Below are 20,162 nucleotides of genomic sequence, written 5' to 3' on the forward strand. Positions count from 1 at the left end.
CTGTACCTATATTTCCCAATATGTGACAATAAGGGCCGGGTTCGGACCGGCCCAAGCTAACATAGTCACATTTCTCGGACGTCAAGCCATAGGCGGGATATCGGCCCCTTTAGCCGCCCTGTTTGCGGACAAGCACCATCGGCTGTCCCTCTTCCTCCTCGGATTTCTGAAAGCTGCCGTCCGGCCGCATATCGAAGGAGAGCGAAGAGCCGTCAGTGCCCATCATCACCAGGCCAAAGCCCTCAACGACCCAGAGGGAAAGCTTGAGGTCAGCAACGTCGGCCGGGCAGTCGCTGCCCGGTGACATTTTCGGCGTGCCATCCTCGTCGGTATCGCTGGACAGCGTGATGTTGCAGATGAGTTTGCCGTTGGGCTGCTCGACTTGCCAGGTGCCGGCGAGGCTTGCGACGGTTGGAACATGATCGACGTCTCCGAGCGCCGGCAGCAGCCACGTCGGATCGCCTTCTTCGCTTTCCCAGGGCGACCCCTCTTCTTCCTGGAAACGGGCCACCACCTTCTGCATCGCGTCCATAAGGGCGAGCGAGCCGTCCTCGCTGAAATTCCAGGCGGCCGCCTTGGCGTAGGCGGGCAAGGCGGTCGCGCAGGCATCCGCGCCACTAACCGCGTAGCCGCCGGTCACCGGACTGGTTTGAAAGGTGAGGCGGCAGCCCTTGGCACCACCTTCCGGCGCCAGCAGCCATGTGCCCGCCTGCGACTTGATGAGTTCCTCGTCGGCGGCACCAGCCGGTTGCCCGGCGGCGAGAATGAAGGCGGCAGAAGCCGCCGCGAGACAAAAAGTGCGGATCAAGGCAGTTCCCCCCAAATCTGCTGCGGCACCCCCGTGCCGCTAGATTTTCAGATAAGACCGCGCTGCATAGAGAGCGATCGCGGCGGCGTTCGAGACGTTGAGTGATTTGATCGCGCCCGGCATGTCGAGCCGCGCCAGCGCGTTCACCGTTTCCCGTGTCTTCTGGCGCAGCCCCTTGCCCTCGGAGCCAAGGACGAGGGCGACCTTCTCGCCCGAAAACGTGCCTTCGAGCGGCGCCGGCCCTTCGGAATCAAGACCGATGGTGACGAAGCCGAGGCGGTGCAGCTCGCCGAGCGCGTCGGCGAGATTGGTGATCTGTATATAGGGTATCAGCTCCAGTGCACCGGAGGCGGATTTGGCGAGCACGCCCGATTCGGTCGGGCTATGACGCTGTGTGGTGATGACGGCGCCGGCGTCGAAGGCGACGGCTGAGCGCATGATCGCGCCGACATTGTGCGGATCGGTCACCTGATCGAGAACCAGCAGCAGCGGGCTGTCCTTCAGGGCCTCCAGCCGGCGCACGGGCAGGGGACGCGTCTCCAGCATGACGCCCTGATGGATCGCTTCCGGACCCAGCACTTTGTCAATATCCTGCGGCGAGACCATCTCGACGGGAATGCCGAGTTCGGCCGCCGGTCCGATTTCCAGCCGCACCAACGCATTCTGCGTCGCCGACAGCTTGATGTTCTTCCGCTCGGGATTGGCAAGGGCTGCGCGCACCGTATGCAAGCCATATAGATAGACCTGGTCGGGAGCGAGTGCCGGCGGCTTCCAATCGTCCGCGCCGGCCCGCTTGCGCTTCTGTGGCGGCGGCGTCGGGATTTCGCCGCGCTCGCGCTTGGCGTCGCGATGCGCGCGCCGCAAGGTGGCGTAATGCGTGTCTTTGGCCGACTTGTCGCCGACGGTGTTGTCAGGGCCGGAACGGCCGGATGTTCTGTCTTTGCTCATGCGGCTTTATAGCGAGAGCGCCCTTGAGCGCATAGTCCTCTTTCGTCAGTGGGCTTTTGCAGCAAGTTGAAATTTTTTCGTCATTTTTGCCCGGACCTCATGTTGACAGAAGGAAACGGTCCGGTCATATACGCGGCGCAGATCGCGGCGGCGACGTCCGGTCTAGCAAGCTTGGTCGCAAGATCCAGTCGGAAAACTGGAGGGATGCCCGAGTGGTTAAAGGGGACGGACTGTAAATCCGTTGGCTCAGCCTACGTTGGTTCAAATCCAACTCCCTCCACCATTCCGCACAGGATCTTGGCCACCCGCGGGTATAGCTCAATGGTAGAGCAGCAGCCTTCCAAGCTGAATACGCGGGTTCGATTCCCGCTACCCGCTCCAAGATTTTCAGGCACTTAATTTTCGTCAGGCAGGTCTTGCGTAGACCTGCTGCCGTTTCCTCTCCCCCATATTCGATTCACATCCTCCGCGTGAGGAATGGCTTATATTTTGGCGGGCGATACATATCTGTTCGCGAACCTCTGCAAGATCGGTCTCTGCAGACCTAGTCAATTCCGAGAAGCGGCTTCGGACACCTGGATTATTTCCTCAGCGTGCCTATCTAAGCGTCTGAACCGGCAAATGCTTTTACATCTTTCCGGATCGGCCGGCGAAACCTGCTGGGCGAATCAAAGCCGACGGCGCGCATTGTCCGTCATCGGCTACACTTCGCCAAGAATAGGGCCTGCAATTAAGTCTTGCGCAAATGCGACGAAAGCCTTAAACGGCGGCACTAAACCGGTTCGCCGGGGCCACCATTTACGTTCACAGGAAGCATTCAAATGGCAAAGAGTAAGTTTGAGCGCAATAAGCCGCACGTTAACATCGGCACGATCGGCCACGTTGACCACGGCAAGACGTCTCTGACGGCAGCGATCACGAAGTTCTTCGGTGAGTTCAAGGCGTATGACCAGATCGACGCGGCACCGGAAGAAAAGGCGCGTGGTATCACGATCTCGACGGCACACGTTGAATATGAGACGGCTGCTCGTCACTATGCGCACGTCGACTGCCCCGGCCACGCTGACTATGTGAAGAACATGATCACGGGTGCTGCGCAGATGGACGGCGCGATCCTGGTTTGCTCGGCTGCCGACGGCCCGATGCCGCAGACGCGCGAGCACATCCTGCTCGCCCGCCAGGTTGGCGTTCCGGCGATCGTAGTGTTCCTGAACAAGGTCGACCAGGTTGACGACGCCGAGCTTCTGGAGCTTGTTGAGCTTGAAGTTCGCGAACTGCTGTCGTCCTACGACTTCCCGGGCGACGACATTCCGGTTGTCAAGGGTTCGGCGCTTGCTGCTCTGGAAGACAGCAACAAGGAAATCGGCGAAAACGCGATCCGCGAGCTGATGGCCCAGGTTGACGCCTACATCCCGACGCCAGAGCGTCCGATCGACCAGCCGTTCCTGATGCCGATCGAAGACGTGTTCTCGATCTCCGGCCGTGGTACGGTTGTGACGGGCCGCGTCGAGCGTGGTATCGTCAAGGTTGGTGAAGAAGTCGAAATCGTCGGCATTCGTCCGACGTCGAAGACGACGGTTACCGGCGTTGAAATGTTCCGCAAGCTGCTCGACCAGGGCCAGGCCGGCGACAACATCGGCGCGCTGGTCCGCGGTGTGAACCGTGACGGCGTCGAGCGTGGTCAGATCCTGTGCAAGCCAGGTTCTGTGAAGCCGCACAAGAAGTTCATGGCCGAAGCCTACATCCTGACGAAGGAAGAGGGTGGCCGTCATACGCCGTTCTTCACGAACTACCGTCCGCAGTTCTACTTCCGCACGACGGACGTAACGGGCATCGTGACGCTTCCGGAAGGCACGGAAATGGTTATGCCAGGCGACAACGTCACGGTTGCCGTTGAGCTGATCGTCCCGATCGCGATGGAAGAAAAGCTGCGCTTCGCTATCCGCGAAGGCGGCCGTACCGTCGGCGCCGGCATCGTCGCCTCCATCGTCGAGTAATCCCCGGATTATTCGTTGGTTACGAAGGCCCCGCTGGAAACAGCGGGGCCTTTCGCATTTCGGCACGGAGGAGACTGAGTGGATCTGATCATTCTGACAGGCGCATCCGGCTCTGGAAAAACGGCAATCGCCGACGCCATCGCCGAGAGATATCCGGACGAATTCGCGATCTATAGGTTCGATAGCATCGGCGTGCCGACGATGGATGCGATGATCAGGGATCACGGTTCGCCGGAGGCCTGGCAGCGGGACAAGACCATCGAATGGATGGCGCGTCTTGCAAAAGTTGCGCACAATGGAAAGCCGGTCCTGTTCGAAGGGCAGATGCGGATTTCCTTCATCGCTGAAGCGGCCGCGGCGGCAAATGTCGATAGCTACAGGCTGCTGTTGGTCGATTGCAACGACACAACGAGGGCGCGGCGCTTGACGGTCGGAAGACGCCAGCCGGAGCTCGCGGATCAAAATATGATGGATTGGGCGGCCTATCTGCGCGGGGAGGCCGTTCAGCACGGTTGCGAGATCTTCGATACCAGCCAGCTTTCGCTCGGCCAATGCGTTGCGCATGTATTGGAGCGTTTGCGCAAATAGCAGCCAAACACACAATCGTCCGAGTCTCCGGTCGGTGACGTCTTTGCGCTTTCTCAGTTCGATTAGCGCCGTGGGGAGAGCGCATCTCTATAATCAAGCGGTTCACGCGGTAATGACAGGCGAGCGCCAGATCACAAAATCGTGGCTGGAAAGCCAGCCATAGGACATGGCTTATCGGCCGACTGAGGCAATCCGTCCCTGTCGACCGCCTTGCGGAACTGAGGAAAGGGTCTATCTATCGCTCGATTTTACCAGGAGGAGATTGCATGAAAAAGCGCATATTGTTCACGGGTGGCAGCGGCAAGGCCGGGCGTCATACCGTTCCCTGGCTGATCAATGCCGGCTATGAGGTCCACAATGTCGATCTGGTGCCGCTGGACAGCCCCGGCGTCACCAATTTGGTGGCCGATGTCACTGATGCGGGACAAGTCTACAACGTGCTGACCATGCATCGGGATTTCCCGGATCTCGATCAAGGGAAGGGCGTGCAGCCTTACGACGCCGTCGTGCATTTCGCTGCCATTCCGCGCATCCTGATCAAGCCTGATAACGAGACCTTCCGCATCAATACGATGAGCACCTACAATGTCATCGAAGCGGCGGCAAAGCTCGGCGTCAAGAAGATCATCGTCGCCTCCAGCGAAACGACCTATGGCGTCTGCTTCGCCGAGGGCCATCGCGATTTTCATCAGTTTCCGCTGGAGGAAGATTACGATGTCAATCCCATGGATTCCTACGGCCTCTCCAAGGTCCTGAACGAGAAGACGGCGCGCGCCTTCGCCGAGCGTTTCGGCATCGACGTCTATGCGCTGCGCATCGGCAACGTCATCGAGCCTTACGAATATGAGCGCTTCCCGGAATATTTCGCTGACACCGACATCCGTAAGCGCATAGCCTGGAGCTATATCGATGCCCGCGATCTCGGCCAGATCGTCCATCTCTGCATCGAAAAAGGCGGTCTCGGTTTTCAGGTCTTCAACGCGGCCAACGACACGGTATCGGCCAACACGCCGTCCCGGGAACTTGCCGCCAAATACTACCCGAACGTGCCCTTCACCCGCGAGATCGGCGAGTATGAAGGCCTGCTCTCCAACCGGAAGATTCGCGAAGTCCTGGGCTTCAAGGAAGAGCATAACTGGCGCCGTTATGTGAAGGTTTGAGGCTGCGCTGCCAAAAGAACTGAAAGCTGGGCGCCGTCGCGACGCCCGGCCGAAACCCTGCCAAGAGCAGGGATGCCTCTCCATTTGTTACGGAAGAAAACCAAAAATGCTTCCGCAAACACTCGACAAATATCAGGGTTGAAGTAAGTAGGCTTGCGTTTCGCGAGGCGTATCATGGAAATTGCAGTCGCTTTCCACGATACAGTCGGGATTCATTTTGGAATGAGCATCATATCGCCTACGAGCCGGCGGGATGTTCGGCAGCGTAATTTGCGTTGCAATAGAAAGCTATTCAACCGGCTGATCTCTTGAGGGTCAGCCGCTTCGGAGGGACTATGAACGACGGTGTTGCACGTATTTTTGTCGGCTTCGATTCCAAGGAAGTCGTCGCCTATCACGTTCTCGCACAAAGCATAATCGAGCGCTCTTCGATCCCGGTGGTGTTTTCGCCGATCGTTCTCAGCAATCTCGACGGCGTTTTCACGCGCGAGCGCAATCCGCTGCAATCGACCGAATTTTCCTTCTCCCGCTTTCTGGTTCCCTACCTCAGCGATTACGAGGGCTGGAGCATCTTCATGGATTGCGACATGCTCGCCCGCGCCGATATTGCCGAGCTCTGGAAACTGCGCGACGACCGTTATGCCGCAATGTGCGTCAAGCACGACTACCAGCCGAAGATCGAGACGAAGTTCCTCGGCCAGACCCAGACCAAATATGAAAAGAAGAATTGGTCGAGCATGATCCTCTTCAACAATGCCAAATGCCGGGCATTGACGAAGGATTACGTCAACACCGCCACGGGCCTGCAGCTTCACCAGTTCAAGTGGTTGGAGGGCGACGATCAGATCGGTGAGATCCCGGTGACCTGGAATTACCTCGTCAACGAATATGACTACCGCCCGGATGCGCAACTCGTGCATTTCACCGATGGCGGCCCGTATTTCGATGAATATCGCAACGACGACTACGCCGAGGAATGGTTCGCTATGCGTGATCGCATGTTGCACGTCCAGCAGAAGTGACCGGGCTGGATCAGAGCGTGGCTTCCGAAACAGGAACCGGCAAGATTGGCTTTCCGGCTGCAGGGGCCGCCGCAGGTTTGACGACGGCCGAAGAATGGCGGTCCATACTGGCGGTCTTCTCCCATATCGTTCTTGTCGCAAACAGCGATGCGGTCGATATCGCCAGCCTGCAGGCGCAGTTTCCGTCTACCGCGCTCTTCATCTTCTTCAATAAGGTCTACAAGGTCCTGGATCGCCCGTTCCAGGGCCATTCGCTACTGATTTCGCGCGGACAGCCGCGCGGCGCCAACATCGTCTATCGGGGCGAGGTGGGCGACGTCGTCAAGTTCTTTCCGAAGGACCATTTCCTCGGGATCATGAACATCCGCCTTGGATCTGAGGAAAAACTGAATCCGGCCGCCGATTTCCAGGGCGCGCCGACCGGCCATCTCGATCTCGTCGGCTTCTGCGGCGATTTCTACACGGAGGCCAAGACGCCGACCAGCGGCTTTGCCATGGCGCTTTGGCTGAGCGATCTGAAATTACCGGGCGCCATCGTGCTTGCCGGCTTCTCTGCCAAGCGCAGCGAAAAATGGAGGGTGGTGTCGGTTCACGACTGGACCTTCGAGCAGACTTTCCTGCGCCTCTTCGCCCGCTTGGGGAAGATCACCATCCATGGCGGCGTGTCGTTGAATCCTTACATCAGGCTCGCCGAGCGCTTCTCTGAGGTTCCCCCGGCCGAAATCGCGCTGGCTGCGGCAGAGGTATTGTCCGAGCGGCTCGGCAATGCCGACGCCGAAGTGGACAAGCTGATCTCCTTGACCAATGTGATTCGCTCGACAGACAATTTCCTGCGTCGTCTCAAACCGAAATTCCTCAAACGGAAGCCCAAGGGAACGCCGGGGGAGCCGAAGGAAGGCTGAGAAGCGCCGGCGTGATGCATTCGGGAGGCGCTGCGAAGCCCGCAATCCCTGTGGTCGGCGGTCTCGTCAATTGCCCGGGGCGCTCGAAGCTGCGGACTCTCTTGGGAAAAAACAAAAAACGCACTTGCCAATCGTTTCGTCCCGTCTTAAAGGAGCGCCATGTTTTCGGAAGGCGCTGGCGGGCAACCGCACGGCGCGGATGATCGAAGCATAAAGGGGTATAGCTCAGTTGGTAGAGCGGCGGTCTCCAAAACCGCAGGTCGTAGGTTCGAGCCCTGCTGCCCCTGCCATTTTCCTTGATTTAACTGGCGCGTCGGTTTCGCTGCTTCTTGGGTTAGGGATTATGCCGGAATGGCAGGCAAATTTTCGAAGGCACCGAATTCCCTCTTGTTAAATTGGGAATCGATGTTTATGTAGGGTTCAACAGACACGCGGTGCGTGGGGCTGATATGTTCAGCTTTACGCGCCGTAATTGCGTGGGCAGTCAATGGCATCCAAAACGAATCCACTTGCGTTTCTGCAGCAGGTCCGCTCCGAGACGTCGAAAATCACTTGGCCGTCCCGCCGCGAGACGATGATCTCGACGGTGATGGTGCTTGTTATGGTCATTTTCGCCTCGTTGTTTTTCTTTGCTGCTGACCAGCTCATCGGCTGGATTCTCGGCTACGTGCTGAATACCGGCAATTGATATCGGGTGGAGATGAACATGGCGGCACGTTGGTACATCGTCCACGCTTATTCTAATTTCGAAAAGAAGGTGGCTGAATCCATCGAGGAGAAGGCCAAGCAGAAGGGTCTCGATCATCTGTTCGAGAAGATCCTTGTGCCGACCGAGAAGGTGGTTGAAGTGCGCCGCGGCCGTAAGGTTGACAGCGAGCGCAAGTTCTTCCCGGGTTACGTGCTGGTGCGCGCCAATCTGACGGATGAAGCCTATCACCTGATCAAGAATACGCCGAAGGTCACTGGCTTTCTCGGCTCCGACAATAAGCCCGTTCCGATTCCGGATTATGAAGCCGAGCGCATTCTCGGTCAGGTCCAGGAAGGCGTCGAGCGGCCGAAGGCTTCTGTATCCTTCGAGATTGGTGAGCAGGTCCGCGTTTCCGACGGCCCGTTCGCATCGTTCAACGGCACGGTTCAGGATGTGGACGAGGAGCGTTCGCGCCTGAAGGTGGAAGTGTCGATCTTCGGCCGCGCTACGCCGGTCGAGCTGGAATACAGTCAGGTCGAGAAGGTCTGATCTTCGTTTGAGTTTGGATGCAAGCAAGTGTTTGCTTGCATCTCGCGGCAGTGCCGCAATCCGCGTGGAAGGGCAGGGGTCTTAGCCGGACCTTTTGATCCGCACCACGCAACCGCAGCCGCCGGAGCGATCCGGCATAGTAGACCGGGCAACCGGTCGTGTAGAAAGGCAGAGAGAAATGGCTAAGAAAGTTGCAGGCCAGCTCAAGCTGCAGGTTAAGGCCGGCTCGGCGAATCCGTCGCCGCCGATCGGTCCTGCGCTTGGTCAGCGTGGCATTAACATCATGGAATTCTGCAAGGCGTTCAATGCCGCCACGCAGGAAATGGAAAAGGGCATGCCGATCCCGGTCGTCATCACCTACTACCAGGACAAGTCCTTCACCTTCGCAATGAAGCAGCCGCCGGTCAGCTACTTCCTCAAGAAGGAAGCGAAGATCCAGTCCGGCTCGAAGACCCCGGGCAAGGGTGCCAAGGCTGGCACGCTCACCAAGGCTCAGGTCAAGTCGATTGCCGAAGCCAAGATGAAGGATCTGAACGCCGCCGATATCGAAGGCGCAATGGCCATGATCGAGGGCTCCGCCCGCGCCATGGGCCTGGAAGTGGTAGGTTAAGACCATGGTTGCAAAGCGTATTCAGAAGATCCGCGAAGGCGTTGATCCCACCAAGCTCTATGCTCTGACCCAGGCTATCGGCATGGTCAAGGAACGGGCCGTCGCCAAGTTCGACGAAACCGTCGAAATCGCCATGAACCTCGGCGTTGACCCGCGTCACGCTGACCAGATGGTCCGCGGCGTCGTCAACCTGCCGAACGGCACCGGCCGTACGGTTCGCGTTGCCGTTTTCGCTCGTGGCGCCAAGGCTGACGAAGCCAAGGCTGCCGGTGCTGACGTCGTTGGCGCGGAAGACCTGGTTGAAATCGTTCAGGGCGGCAAGATCGACTTCGATCGTTGCATCGCTACCCCGGACATGATGCCGCTCGTCGGCCGTCTCGGTAAGGTTCTCGGCCCGCGCGGCATGATGCCGAACCCGAAGGTCGGCACCGTCACCATGGACGTCAAGGGTGCTGTCGAAGCCTCCAAGGGCGGCGCAGTTGAGTTCCGGGTCGAGAAGGCTGGTATCGTCCATGCCGGTATCGGCAAGGCCTCCTTCGATGCCAAGGCTCTGGAAGAAAACATCCGCGCCTTCGCTGACGCCGTCATCAAGGCGAAGCCGGCCGGTGCAAAGGGCAACTACGTCAAGCGCGTAGCCATCTCTTCGACCATGGGCCCGGGCGTCAAGATCGAGCCGTCGACGGTTACGGCGCCGAGCGCCTAATGGTTCTGTCGGGCCTGCTGCCCGGCATTTAAGAATTCCTGGCCCTTCGGGGCCAGGATACCGGAGAAATCCGGAATTCCTGTCCGAGATTGCAGGTGGTTGAGACCTTAATCACTTTGCCTGCATGAGACGGGTAAGACCCGAATTTTGAAGAAGTTCTGCTTCGATAAACTCGGTTCGAGCCTTGGATGCCTTGTGCCTTGGAGCCTTAGGGCTCGAGCGCGAGGGGACAGGATCCTCAAGCGTCGCTTGGGATCTCTTAGCTGATCCCAGGAGGCAAAAGGCAACCCGGCAGGTCCGTTTATCGCGGTCCTGTCAACTGGAGAAAAGCAGTGGAAAGAGCGGAAAAACGCGAATTCGTCACGGAACTGAACGAAGTCTTCAAGGCTTCGGGCTCGGTTGTCGTGGCCCACTATGCTGGTGCCACAGTCGCACAGATGAACGATTTTCGTTCCAAGATGCGCGCTGCTGGCGGCACCGTCAAAGTCGCGAAGAACCGCCTGGCCAAGATTGCTCTTCAGGGCACGGATGCGGAAGGGATTTCCAATCTCTTCACCGGTCAGACGCTGATCGCATACAGCACTGATCCGATTACCGCTCCGAAGGTCGTCGTGGATTTCGCCAAGACCAACGATAAGATCGTTGTTCTGGGCGGCGCCATGGGAACAACCACGCTCAACCCCGAAGGTGTTAAGTCGCTCGCGACCCTGCCTTCGCTGGACGAGCTGCGTGCGAAGCTGCTGGGCATGATCCAGACGCCGGCTACCCGCATCGCAGGTGTGGTTGCAGCACCGGCAAGCCAGCTTGCTCGCGTGTTCTCGGCCTACGCCAAGAAGGACGAAGCCGCGTAAGGCGGTTTTTCGCTGTTCATAATCAACCAGTTCGAACCGAACAAAAGGAACTACAAAAATGGCTGATCTCGCAAAGATCGTTGAAGACCTCTCCTCGCTGACCGTTCTCGAAGCTGCAGAACTGTCCAAGCTTCTCGAAGAAAAGTGGGGCGTTTCCGCCGCTGCTCCGGTAGCTGTTGCTGCCGTTGCCGGTGGTGCTGGCGGCGCTGCTGCTGCTGTTGAAGAAGAAAAGACCGAGTTCGACGTCATCCTCGCGGATGCCGGCGCGAACAAGATCAACGTCATCAAGGAAGTCCGCGCCATCACCGGTCTCGGCCTCAAGGAAGCCAAGGACCTCGTCGAGGCTGCTCCGAAGGCTGTCAAGGAAGGCGTTTCCAAGGCTGAAGCCGCTGACATCAAGAAGAAGCTCGAAGACGCTGGCGCAAAGGCCGACGTCAAGTAAGCTTGAAACTGCTTTGGGAGGTGGCATTTTGCCGCCTCCCATTTGCCGTTTTTCTGAACAAATTACCCAAAAGCCGCGGCTAAAACGGCTTTTGGGTAATGGGTTCTTCAAGAGGATGGTCTGAGACTGAACCGCGACGCAATCCGTGCCGAGCGGTTTTCGGTCAGTTAGACGAGATTGAACTACTCATTGATTGATGGGATCGCCTGGCCAGCGGTTCCCATCCGTTGCAGGCCCGGGTGCAGGATTTTAAAGGAGCGACGATGGCTCAGACCCTTTCGTTCAACGGTCGCAGGCGCGTACGCAAGTTTTTTGGTAAGATTCCCGAAGTCGCAGAGATGCCGAACCTCATCGAGGTTCAGAAGGCGTCCTACGATCAGTTCCTCATGGTCGAAGAGCCCAAGGGCGGCCGCCCTGACGAGGGTCTCCAGGCCGTTTTCAAGTCGGTTTTCCCGATCACCGATTTCTCCGGCGCTTCCATGCTGGAGTTCGTGTCCTATGAGTTCGAACCGCCGAAGTTCGACGTCGACGAGTGCCGCCAGCGCGACCTGACCTATGCCGCGCCGCTGAAGGTCACTCTCCGTCTGATCGTGTTCGATATCGATGAGGACACCGGCGCGAAGTCCATCAAGGACATCAAGGAACAGAGCGTTTACATGGGCGACATGCCGCTCATGACGAACAACGGTACCTTCATCGTGAACGGCACCGAACGCGTTATCGTGTCCCAGATGCACCGTTCGCCGGGTGTCTTCTTCGACCACGACAAGGGCAAGAGCCACTCCTCCGGCAAGCTGCTCTTCGCTGCTCGCGTCATTCCGTATCGCGGCTCCTGGCTCGACATCGAATTCGACGCCAAGGACATCGTGTACGCCCGTATCGACCGCCGCCGCAAGATTCCGGTGACGTCGCTTCTGATGGCGCTCGGCATGGACGGCGAAGAAATCCTGTCGACGTTCTACACCAAGTCGCTCTACCAGCGCGACGGCCAGGGCTGGCGTATTCCGTTCAAGGCGGAAACGCTGAAGGGCGCCAAGACCGTTTCCGACATGATCGACGCCGATACCGGCGAAGTCGTTGTCGAAGGCGGCAAGAAGCTGACCCCGCGCCTGCTGCGCCAGTTGCAGGAAAAGGGCCTCAAGGCTTTGAAGGCCACCGACGAAGAGCTGTACGGCCTCTTCCTGGCGGAGGACATCGTCAACTTCCAGACCGGTGAGATCTATCTCGAAGCCGGTGACGAAATCGACGAGAAGACACTGCCGATCATCCTCAAGGCCGGTTTCGACGAAATCCCGGTTCTCGGCATCGACCATATCAATGTCGGCGCCTACATCCGCAACACGCTGTCCGCCGACAAGAACGAGAACCGTCAGGACGCTCTGTTCGACATCTACCGCGTCATGCGTCCGGGTGAACCGCCGACCATGGAATCGGCCGAAGCCATGTTCAACTCGCTGTTCTTCGATGCGGAGCGCTACGATCTCTCCGCCGTCGGCCGCGTGAAGATGAATATGCGTCTCGACCTTGACGTCGAAGACACCGTTCGTATCCTGCGCAAGGACGACATCCTGGCCGTGGTCAAGATGCTGGTCGAACTGCGCGACGGCAAGGGCGAAATCGACGACATCGACAACCTCGGCAACCGCCGCGTCCGCTCGGTCGGCGAGCTGATGGAAAACCAGTACCGTCTCGGCCTGCTGCGCATGGAGCGCGCGATCAAGGAACGCATGTCCTCGATCGAAATCGACACTGTCATGCCGCAGGACCTGATCAACGCGAAGCCGGCCGCTGCCGCCGTTCGCGAATTCTTCGGCTCCTCGCAGCTCTCGCAGTTCATGGACCAGGTGAACCCGCTCTCGGAAATTACCCACAAGCGCCGTCTTTCGGCTCTTGGCCCGGGCGGTCTGACCCGCGAACGCGCCGGCTTCGAAGTCCGCGACGTGCATCCGACCCACTACGGTCGTATTTGCCCGATCGAAACGCCGGAAGGTCCGAACATCGGTCTGATCAACTCGCTGGCAACCTTTGCCCGCGTCAACAAGTACGGCTTCATCGAAAGCCCCTACCGCCGCATCATCGACGGTAAGGTAACCAACGACGTGCTCTACCTTTCCGCCATGGAAGAGGCGAAGTACTACGTTGCTCAGGCCAACGCCGAACTCGACGCCGACGGCTCCTTCATCGAGGAATTCGTTGTTTGCCGTCACGCCGGCGAAGTTATGCTCGCTCCGCGCGACAACATCAACCTGATGGACGTCTCGCCGAAGCAGCTGGTTTCGGTCGCTGCCGCTCTGATCCCGTTCCTGGAAAACGACGACGCCAACCGCGCTCTCATGGGCTCGAACATGCAGCGTCAGGCCGTGCCGCTTCTGCGCGCCGAAGCCCCGTTCGTCGGCACCGGCATGGAGCCGGTTGTCGCCCGTGACTCCGGCGCTGCTATCGGTGCCCGCCGCGGCGGCGTGGTCGACCAGGTCGACGCAACGCGTATCGTTATCCGCGCTACCGAAGACCTCGATCCGTCGAAGTCCGGCGTCGATATCTACCGCCTGATGAAGTTCCAGCGTTCGAACCAGAACACCTGCGTCAACCAGCGTCCGCTGGTCACCGTTGGTGACGTGGTCAACAAGGGCGACATCCTGGCCGACGGTCCGTCGACCGACCTCGGCGATCTGGCGCTCGGCCGTAACGTGCTCGTCGCGTTCATGCCGTGGAACGGCTACAACTACGAAGACTCGATCCTGCTCTCCGAGCGTATCGTTGCCGACGACGTGTTCACCTCCATTCACATCGAAGAATTCGAAGTGATGGCGCGCGACACCAAGCTCGGTCCGGAAGAAATCACCCGCGATATTCCGAACGTTTCGGAAGAAGCGCTGAAGAACCTGGACGAAGCCGGCATCGTTTATATCGGCGCTGAAGTTCAGCCGGGCGATATCCTCGTCGGCAAGATCACGCCGAAGGGCGAAAGCCCGATGACGCCGGAAGAAAAGCTTCTGCGCGCCATCTTCGGTGAAAAGGCGTCCGACGTTCGCGACACCTCCATGCGCATGCCGCCCGGCACCTACGGTACGGTCGTCGAAGTTCGCGTCTTCAACCGCCACGGCGTCGAGAAGGACGAACGCGCCATGGCGATCGAGCGCGAAGAGATCGAACGTCTCGCGAAGGACCGCGACGACGAGCAGGCGATCCTCGACCGTAACGTCTACGGCCGCCTGATCGAAATGCTCCGTGGCCAGGTAGCGCTTGCCGGTCCGAAGAGCTTCAAGAAGGGCACGGAACTGTCCAACGCCGTCGTCTCCGAATATCCGCGCTCGCAGTGGTGGATGTTCGCCGTCGAGGACGAAAAGGTTCAGGGCGAGCTCGAAGCTCTGCGTGGCCAGTACGACGAATCCAAGTCGCGCCTCGAACAGCGCTTCATGGACAAGGTCGAAAAGGTCCAGCGCGGCGATGAAATGCCTCCGGGCGTCATGAAGATGGTCAAGGTCTTCGTCGCTGTGAAGCGCAAGATTCAGCCGGGCGACAAGATGGCCGGCCGTCATGGCAACAAGGGTGTCGTATCGCGTATCGTGCCGGTCGAAGACATGCCGTTCCTCGAAGACGGCACGCATGTCGACATCGTGCTCAATCCGCTCGGCGTGCCGTCGCGCATGAACGTCGGTCAGATCCTTGAGACGCACCTCGGCTGGGCGTGCGCCGGTATGGGTCGTCAGATCGGCGAGCTGATCGAAGCCTATAAGGCAAGCGGCAACATCGAGCCTCTGCGCCAGACGATCGACATGGTCGTCGGCGACGGTCCGAAGAGCGACGACGTTCACGAGTATGACGACGCGTCGGTTCTGCGTCTGGCCGATCAGTGGAAGCGTGGCGTGTCCATCGCGACCCCGGTCTTCGACGGCGCCGGCGAAGTCGATGTCAACGAGATGCTCGCAATGGCAGGTCTGAAGCAGACCGGTCAGTCGACGCTCTATGATGGTCGTACCGGCGAACAGTTCGACCGCCAGGTCACGGTTGGCTACATCTACATGCTGAAGCTGAACCACTTGGTCGACGACAAGATCCACGCCCGCTCGATCGGCCCGTACTCGCTCGTCACCCAGCAGCCGCTGGGCGGTAAGGCGCAGTTCGGCGGTCAGCGCTTCGGCGAAATGGAAGTCTGGGCGCTCGAAGCTTACGGTGCAGCTTACACGCTGCAGGAAATGCTCACGGTCAAGTCGGACGACGTGGCCGGCCGCACCAAGGTCTACGAAGCCATCGTCCGTGGCGACGACACCTTCGAAGCGGGCATTCCGGAGAGCTTCAACGTTCTCGTCAAGGAAATGCGGTCGCTGGGCCTCAGCGTCGAATTGGAAAACTCCAAGGTCGACGATCTGCAGGCAGCGGGCCAGCTTCCGGACGCAGCCGAGTAATAGCCGATAGGGTGCGCGCTGTCCGTCAGCGCGCACCGTTCCCGCCGGCGCCCGAATTCGTGTGGCTCTAGGCAGGGACGATTTCGCCGCATTCTGCGGTTATTGTCGTTTTAAGGCGTCAGTCCGGTTCCCGGGAATTTGCCGGCACTGATTGCAATTCGAGGGCGTTTCGCCCCTAAAGGAGACAGGCATGAACCAAGAGGTCATGAATCTTTTCAATCCGCAGGTGCCTGCACAGAATTTCGATTCCATCCGGATTTCGATCGCATCGCCGGAGAAGATTCTTTCCTGGTCTTATGGTGAGATCAAGAAGCCGGAGACGATCAACTATCGTACGTTCAAGCCGGAACGCGATGGTCTCTTCTGCGCGCGAATCTTCGGGCCGATCAAGGATTACGAGTGCCTGTGCGGCAAGTACAAGCGCATGAAGTACAAGGGCATCATCTGCGAAAAGTGCGGCGTCGAAGTAACGCTGTCGCGCGTTCGCCGTGAGCGCATGGGCCATATCGAGCTCGCCGCTCCCGTTGCCCACATCTGGTTCCTGAAGTCGCTGCCGAGCCGCATTTCCACGCTGCTCGACATGACGCTGAAGGATGTCGAGCGCGTTCTCTATTTCGAAAACTACATCGTCACCGAGCCGGGCCTGACCGCGCTCAAGGAGCATCAGCTCCTGACGGAAGAAGAGTACATGCTCGCCGTCGACGAATATGGCGAAGACCAGTTCACCGCCATGATCGGCGCTGAAGCGATCTACGAGATGCTGGCCAGCATGAATCTCGAAAAGATCGCCGGCGACCTGCGCTCCGAGCTTGCCGACACCACGTCGGATCTCAAGCAGAAGAAGCTGATGAAGCGCCTGAAGATCGTCGAGAACTTCATGGAATCCGGCAACCGTCCGGAATGGATGATCATGAAGGTCGTCCCGGTCATCCCGCCGGACCTGCGCCCGCTGGTGCCGCTCGACGGCGGCCGTTTCGCAACGTCGGATCTGAACGATCTGTACCGCCGCGTCATCAACCGTAACAATCGTCTGAAGCGCCTGATCGAACTGCGCGCTCCGGGCATCATCATCCGCAACGAAAAGCGCATGCTGCAGGAATCTGTCGATGCGCTGTTTGACAACGGCCGTCGCGGCCGCGTCATCACCGGCGCCAACAAGCGTCCGCTGAAGTCGCTGTCCGACATGCTCAAGGGCAAGCAGGGCCGCTTCCGTCAGAACCTCCTCGGCAAGCGCGTCGACTATTCCGGCCGTTCGGTCATTGTGACCGGTCCGGAGCTGAAGCTGCATCAGTGCGGCCTGCCGAAGAAGATGGCGCTCGAACTGTTCAAGCCGTTCATCTACGCCCGTCTCGACGCGAAGGGTTATTCCTCGACCGTCAAGCAGGCCAAGAAGCTGGTTGAAAAGGAAAAGCCGGAAGTTTGGGATATCCTCGACGAGGTCATCCGCGAGCATCCGGTTCTCCTGAACCGCGCGCCGACGCTGCACCGCCTGGGCATCCAGGCCTTCGAACCCATGCTGGTTGAAGGCAAGGCGATCCAGTTGCACCCGCTCGTCTGCACGGCCTTCAACGCCGACTTCGACGGTGACCAGATGGCCGTTCACGTGCCGCTGTCTCTCGAAGCCCAGCTCGAAGCCCGCGTGCTGATGATGTCGACCAACAACATCCTTCATCCGGCAAACGGCGCGCCGATCATCGTTCCGTCGCAGGACATGGTTCTCGGTCTCTATTATCTCTCGATCCTGAACCAGAACGAGCCGGGCGAAGGCATGGCCTTCTCCGATCTCGGCGAGCTGCATCACGCTCTGGAAAACAAGGTCGTGACGCTGCACTCGAAGATCCGCGGCCGCTTCAAGTCGATCGACGAAGAGGGTAAGCCCTATTCGAAGATCTATGAAACGACCCCTGGCCGCCTGCTGATCGGCGAACTGCTGCCGAAGCACGGCAAGGTGACCTTCGACATCTGCAACCAGGAAATGACCAAGAAGAACATCTCCAAGATGATCGACACGGTCTACCGTCACTGCGGCCAGAAGGACACGGTCATTTTCTGCGACCGCATCATGCAGCTCGGCTTCGCCCATGCCTGCCGCGCTGGCATTTCGTTCGGCAAGGACGACATGGTCATCCCGAACACCAAGGCGAAGATCGTCGGCGATACCGAAGCGCTCGTGAAGGAATACGAGCAGCAGTACAATGACGGTCTGATCACCCAGGGCGAAAAGTACAACAAGGTCGTCGACGCCTGGGGCAAGGCCACGGAAAAGGTCGCCGAAGAAATGATGGCCCGCATTAAGGCCGTCGAATTCGACGAGAAGACCGGTCGCCAGAAGCCGATGAACTCGATCTATATGATGAGCCATTCGGGCGCCCGCGGTTCTCCGAACCAGATGCGTCAGTTGGGCGGCATGCGCGGCCTCATGGCCAAGCCGTCGGGCGAAATCATCGAGACGCCGATCATCTCGAACTTCAAGGAAGGCCTGACCGTGAACGAGTACTTCAACTCGACGCACGGTGCCCGTAAGGGTCTGGCAGACACCGCCTTGAAGACCGCGAACTCCGGCTACCTGACCCGCCGTCTCGTCGACGTCGCGCAGGATTGCATCGTGACGCACGTCGATTGCGGCACCGAAACTGGCCTCACCATGACTGCCATCGTCGATGCCGGTCAGGTCGTTGCCTCGCTCGGCGCCCGCATCCTCGGCCGTACGGCGCTGGATGATATCGATCATCCGGTCACGGGTGAGCGCATTGTCGACGCCGGCAAGATGATCCTCGAGCCGGATGTCATCGAGATCGAAAAGGCTGGTATCCAGTCGATCCGCATCCGTTCGGCGCTGACCTGCGAAATCCAGACGGGGGTCTGCTCTGTCTGCTACGGCCGCGACCTTGCTCGCGGTACGCCGGTCAACATCGGTGAAGCTGTCGGCGTTATCGCCGCTCAGTCGATCGGTGAGCCGGGCACGCAGCTCACCATGCGTACCTTCCACTTGGGCGGCACGGCGACCGTGGTCGACCAGTCGTTCCTGGAAGCCTCGTATGAAGGCACGGTTCAGATCAAGAACCGCAACATGCTGCGCAACTCCGAAGGCAACCTGGTTGCCATGGGCCGCAACATGACGGTTCAGATCTTGGATGAACGCGGCGTTGAACGCTCTTCGCAGCGCGTTGCCTACGGCTCCAAGCTCTATGTCGACGACGGCGACAAGGTGAAGCGCGGTCAGCGTCTCGCAGAATGGGATCCGTATACCCGTCCGATGATGACGGAAGTGGCCGGTACGGTTCACTTCGAAGATGTCGTCGACGGCCTCTCGGTTCTCGAAGCGACCGACGAGTCGACCGGCATCACCAAGCGTCAGGTTATCGACTGGCGTTCGACACCGCGCGGTTCGGATCTGAAGCCGGCGATCGTCGTCAAGGACGCCAGCGGCAATGTCGCCAAGCTGTCGCGTGGCGGTGAAGCCCGCTTCCTGCTCTCGGTTGACGCGATCCTGTCCGTCGAGCCGGGCACGAAGGTGTCGCAGGGCGACGTTCTTGCTCGTTCGCCGCTGGAAAGCGCAAAGACCAAGGACATCACCGGTGGTCTGCCGCGCGTTGCCGAACTGTTCGAAGCCCGTCGTCCGAAGGACCACGCCATCATCGCAGAGATCGATGGTACGATCCGCCTCGGCCGCGACTACAAGAACAAGCGTCGCGTCATCATCGAGCCGGCAGAAGACGGTGTCGAGCCGGTCGAATACCTGATCCCGAAGGGCAAGCCCTTCCACCTTCAGGAAGGCGACTATATCGAAAAGGGTGACTACATCCTCGACGGTAACCCGGCTCCGCACGATATCCTGGCGATCAAGGGCGTGGAGGCTCTGGCTTCCTACCTCGTCAACGAAATCCAGGAAGTCTACCGCCTCCAGGGCGTTGTCATTAACGACAAGCACATCGAAGTGATTGTCCGTCAGATGCTGCAGAAGGTGGAAATCACCGACGCAGGCGACAGCCAGTACATCGTCGGCGACAATGTCGACCGTATCGAACTGGAAGACGCCAACGACCGCCTGATCGAAGAAGGCAAGAAGCCCGCTTACGGCGATCCGGTTCTGCTCGGCATCACCAAGGCGTCGCTGCAGACGCCGTCCTTCATCTCCGCCGCATCCTTCCAGGAAACGACGAAGGTGCTGACGGAAGCTGCGATCGCTGGCAAGACCGATGGTCTGCAGGGCCTGAAGGAAAACGTCATCGTCGGCCGTCTCATCCCGGCCGGTACCGGTGGCACCATGACGCAGATCCGCCGCATCGCGACGGCTCGCGACGAGCTGATCCTGGAAGAGCGCCGCAAGGGCACAGGTGCCGCCGTCGCCACGCCGATGCTGCAGGACATGGCCAACGAGAACGCCCCGGCCGCTGAATAAGCGGCTGGAGTTCGAACAAAATCAAAACCGCCCGGAGCGATCCGGGCGGTTTCTTTTTGCATCTATGTTGTGAAGAGCCGGCGAGG

General features: G+C 59.3%; 15 protein-coding genes and 3 tRNA genes. 16 read left to right on the forward strand and 2 right to left on the reverse strand.

Annotated features, from left to right (window positions below):
- Nucleotides 1-109 precede the first annotated feature (109 nt).
- Nucleotides 110-808 carry an AprI/Inh family metalloprotease inhibitor gene (locus QA648_RS05265; RefSeq protein WP_283050069.1) on the reverse strand — a complete coding sequence of 233 codons (699 nt, stop codon included), beginning with the start codon at nt 806-808 and terminating at the stop codon, nt 110-112.
- Between the two features lie 39 nt (nt 809-847).
- Nucleotides 848-1,756 (reverse strand): 23S rRNA (guanosine(2251)-2'-O)-methyltransferase RlmB, encoded by a 909-nt coding sequence (gene rlmB, locus QA648_RS05270; RefSeq protein WP_104822770.1) that lies wholly within the window; start codon nt 1,754-1,756, stop codon nt 848-850.
- Nucleotides 1,757-1,954: 198 nt separating this feature from the next.
- Here rlmB and QA648_RS05275 point away from each other — a divergent pair.
- The 16 genes from QA648_RS05275 (at nt 1,955) to rpoC (ending at nt 20,076) form a co-directional block, all read left to right on the forward strand.
- Nucleotides 1,955-2,039: transfer RNA gene (locus tag QA648_RS05275), tRNA-Tyr, on the forward strand.
- 24 nt (nt 2,040-2,063) lie between these two features.
- A tRNA-Gly gene (locus QA648_RS05280) sits at nt 2,064-2,137 on the forward strand.
- Nucleotides 2,138-2,577: 440 nt separating this feature from the next.
- Nucleotides 2,578-3,753, forward strand: coding sequence for an elongation factor Tu (gene tuf / locus QA648_RS05285; protein ID WP_104822771.1), 1,176 nt, complete (start codon nt 2,578-2,580; stop codon nt 3,751-3,753).
- A 78-nt stretch (nt 3,754-3,831) separates the two neighbouring features.
- Nucleotides 3,832-4,341, forward strand: coding sequence for a hypothetical protein (locus QA648_RS05290; protein ID WP_283050070.1), 510 nt, complete (start codon nt 3,832-3,834; stop codon nt 4,339-4,341).
- 266 nt (nt 4,342-4,607) lie between these two features.
- Nucleotides 4,608-5,501, forward strand: a complete 894-nt coding sequence (locus QA648_RS05295) for an NAD(P)-dependent oxidoreductase (RefSeq protein ID WP_104822774.1) — start codon at nt 4,608-4,610, stop codon at nt 5,499-5,501.
- 335 nt (nt 5,502-5,836) lie between these two features.
- Nucleotides 5,837-6,523, forward strand: a complete 687-nt coding sequence (locus QA648_RS05300) for a glycosyltransferase (protein ID WP_283050071.1) — start codon at nt 5,837-5,839, stop codon at nt 6,521-6,523.
- A gap of 44 nt (nt 6,524-6,567) precedes the next feature.
- Complete coding sequence (locus QA648_RS05305; RefSeq protein ID WP_283051225.1) at nt 6,568-7,425, forward strand: 3-deoxy-manno-octulosonate cytidylyltransferase; 858 nt, start codon at nt 6,568-6,570, stop codon at nt 7,423-7,425.
- A 214-nt stretch (nt 7,426-7,639) separates the two neighbouring features.
- A tRNA-Trp gene (locus QA648_RS05310) sits at nt 7,640-7,715 on the forward strand.
- Between the two features lie 197 nt (nt 7,716-7,912).
- Complete coding sequence (gene secE, locus QA648_RS05315) at nt 7,913-8,113, forward strand: preprotein translocase subunit SecE (RefSeq protein WP_028755225.1); 201 nt, start codon at nt 7,913-7,915, stop codon at nt 8,111-8,113.
- Between the two features lie 18 nt (nt 8,114-8,131).
- Complete coding sequence (nusG, locus tag QA648_RS05320; RefSeq protein ID WP_028755226.1) at nt 8,132-8,662, forward strand: transcription termination/antitermination protein NusG; 531 nt, start codon at nt 8,132-8,134, stop codon at nt 8,660-8,662.
- Nucleotides 8,663-8,840: 178 nt separating this feature from the next.
- A complete protein-coding gene (gene rplK / locus QA648_RS05325) occupies nt 8,841-9,272 on the forward strand; it encodes a 50S ribosomal protein L11 (protein WP_104822776.1) in 432 nt (143 codons plus the stop codon).
- Nucleotides 9,273-9,276: 4 nt separating this feature from the next.
- A complete protein-coding gene (rplA, locus tag QA648_RS05330; protein ID WP_104822777.1) occupies nt 9,277-9,975 on the forward strand; it encodes a 50S ribosomal protein L1 in 699 nt (232 codons plus the stop codon).
- Between the two features lie 332 nt (nt 9,976-10,307).
- Complete coding sequence (gene rplJ, locus QA648_RS05335; RefSeq protein WP_104822778.1) at nt 10,308-10,826, forward strand: 50S ribosomal protein L10; 519 nt, start codon at nt 10,308-10,310, stop codon at nt 10,824-10,826.
- A 58-nt stretch (nt 10,827-10,884) separates the two neighbouring features.
- The gene (rplL, locus tag QA648_RS05340; RefSeq protein ID WP_104822779.1) at nt 10,885-11,268 is read left to right on the forward strand and encodes a 50S ribosomal protein L7/L12; all 384 of its coding nucleotides are present in this window, start codon (nt 10,885-10,887) and stop codon (nt 11,266-11,268) included.
- Between the two features lie 263 nt (nt 11,269-11,531).
- Entirely contained in the window at nt 11,532-15,674 is a 4,143-nt protein-coding gene (gene rpoB / locus QA648_RS05345; RefSeq protein ID WP_104822780.1) for a DNA-directed RNA polymerase subunit beta, read from the forward strand.
- A gap of 190 nt (nt 15,675-15,864) precedes the next feature.
- Nucleotides 15,865-20,076, forward strand: a complete 4,212-nt coding sequence (rpoC, locus tag QA648_RS05350) for a DNA-directed RNA polymerase subunit beta' (RefSeq protein WP_104822781.1) — start codon at nt 15,865-15,867, stop codon at nt 20,074-20,076.
- Nucleotides 20,077-20,162: the final 86 nt, after the last annotated feature.

The sequence above is a fragment of the Rhizobium sp. CB3171 genome, from assembly GCF_029714265.1.
Classification (GTDB): domain Bacteria; phylum Pseudomonadota; class Alphaproteobacteria; order Rhizobiales; family Rhizobiaceae; genus Rhizobium.

Excerpts from the sequence above, each read along its gene's own strand:
- rlmB (WP_104822770.1), bottom strand. The coding sequence starts at position 1,756 with ATGAGCAAAGACAGAACATCCGGCCGTTCCGGCCCTGACAACACCGTC.
- tuf (WP_104822771.1), top strand. The coding sequence starts at position 2,578 with ATGGCAAAGAGTAAGTTTGAGCGCAATAAGCCGCACGTTAACATCGGC.
- QA648_RS05295 (WP_104822774.1), top strand. The coding sequence starts at position 4,608 with ATGAAAAAGCGCATATTGTTCACGGGTGGCAGCGGCAAGGCCGGGCGT.
- QA648_RS05300 (WP_283050071.1), top strand. The coding sequence starts at position 5,837 with ATGAACGACGGTGTTGCACGTATTTTTGTCGGCTTCGATTCCAAGGAA.
- secE (WP_028755225.1), top strand. The coding sequence starts at position 7,913 with ATGGCATCCAAAACGAATCCACTTGCGTTTCTGCAGCAGGTCCGCTCC.
- nusG (WP_028755226.1), top strand. The coding sequence starts at position 8,132 with ATGGCGGCACGTTGGTACATCGTCCACGCTTATTCTAATTTCGAAAAG.
- rplK (WP_104822776.1), top strand. The coding sequence starts at position 8,841 with ATGGCTAAGAAAGTTGCAGGCCAGCTCAAGCTGCAGGTTAAGGCCGGC.
- rplA (WP_104822777.1), top strand. The coding sequence starts at position 9,277 with ATGGTTGCAAAGCGTATTCAGAAGATCCGCGAAGGCGTTGATCCCACC.
- rplL (WP_104822779.1), top strand. The coding sequence starts at position 10,885 with ATGGCTGATCTCGCAAAGATCGTTGAAGACCTCTCCTCGCTGACCGTT.
- rpoB (WP_104822780.1), top strand. The coding sequence starts at position 11,532 with ATGGCTCAGACCCTTTCGTTCAACGGTCGCAGGCGCGTACGCAAGTTT.
- rpoC (WP_104822781.1), top strand. The coding sequence starts at position 15,865 with ATGAACCAAGAGGTCATGAATCTTTTCAATCCGCAGGTGCCTGCACAG.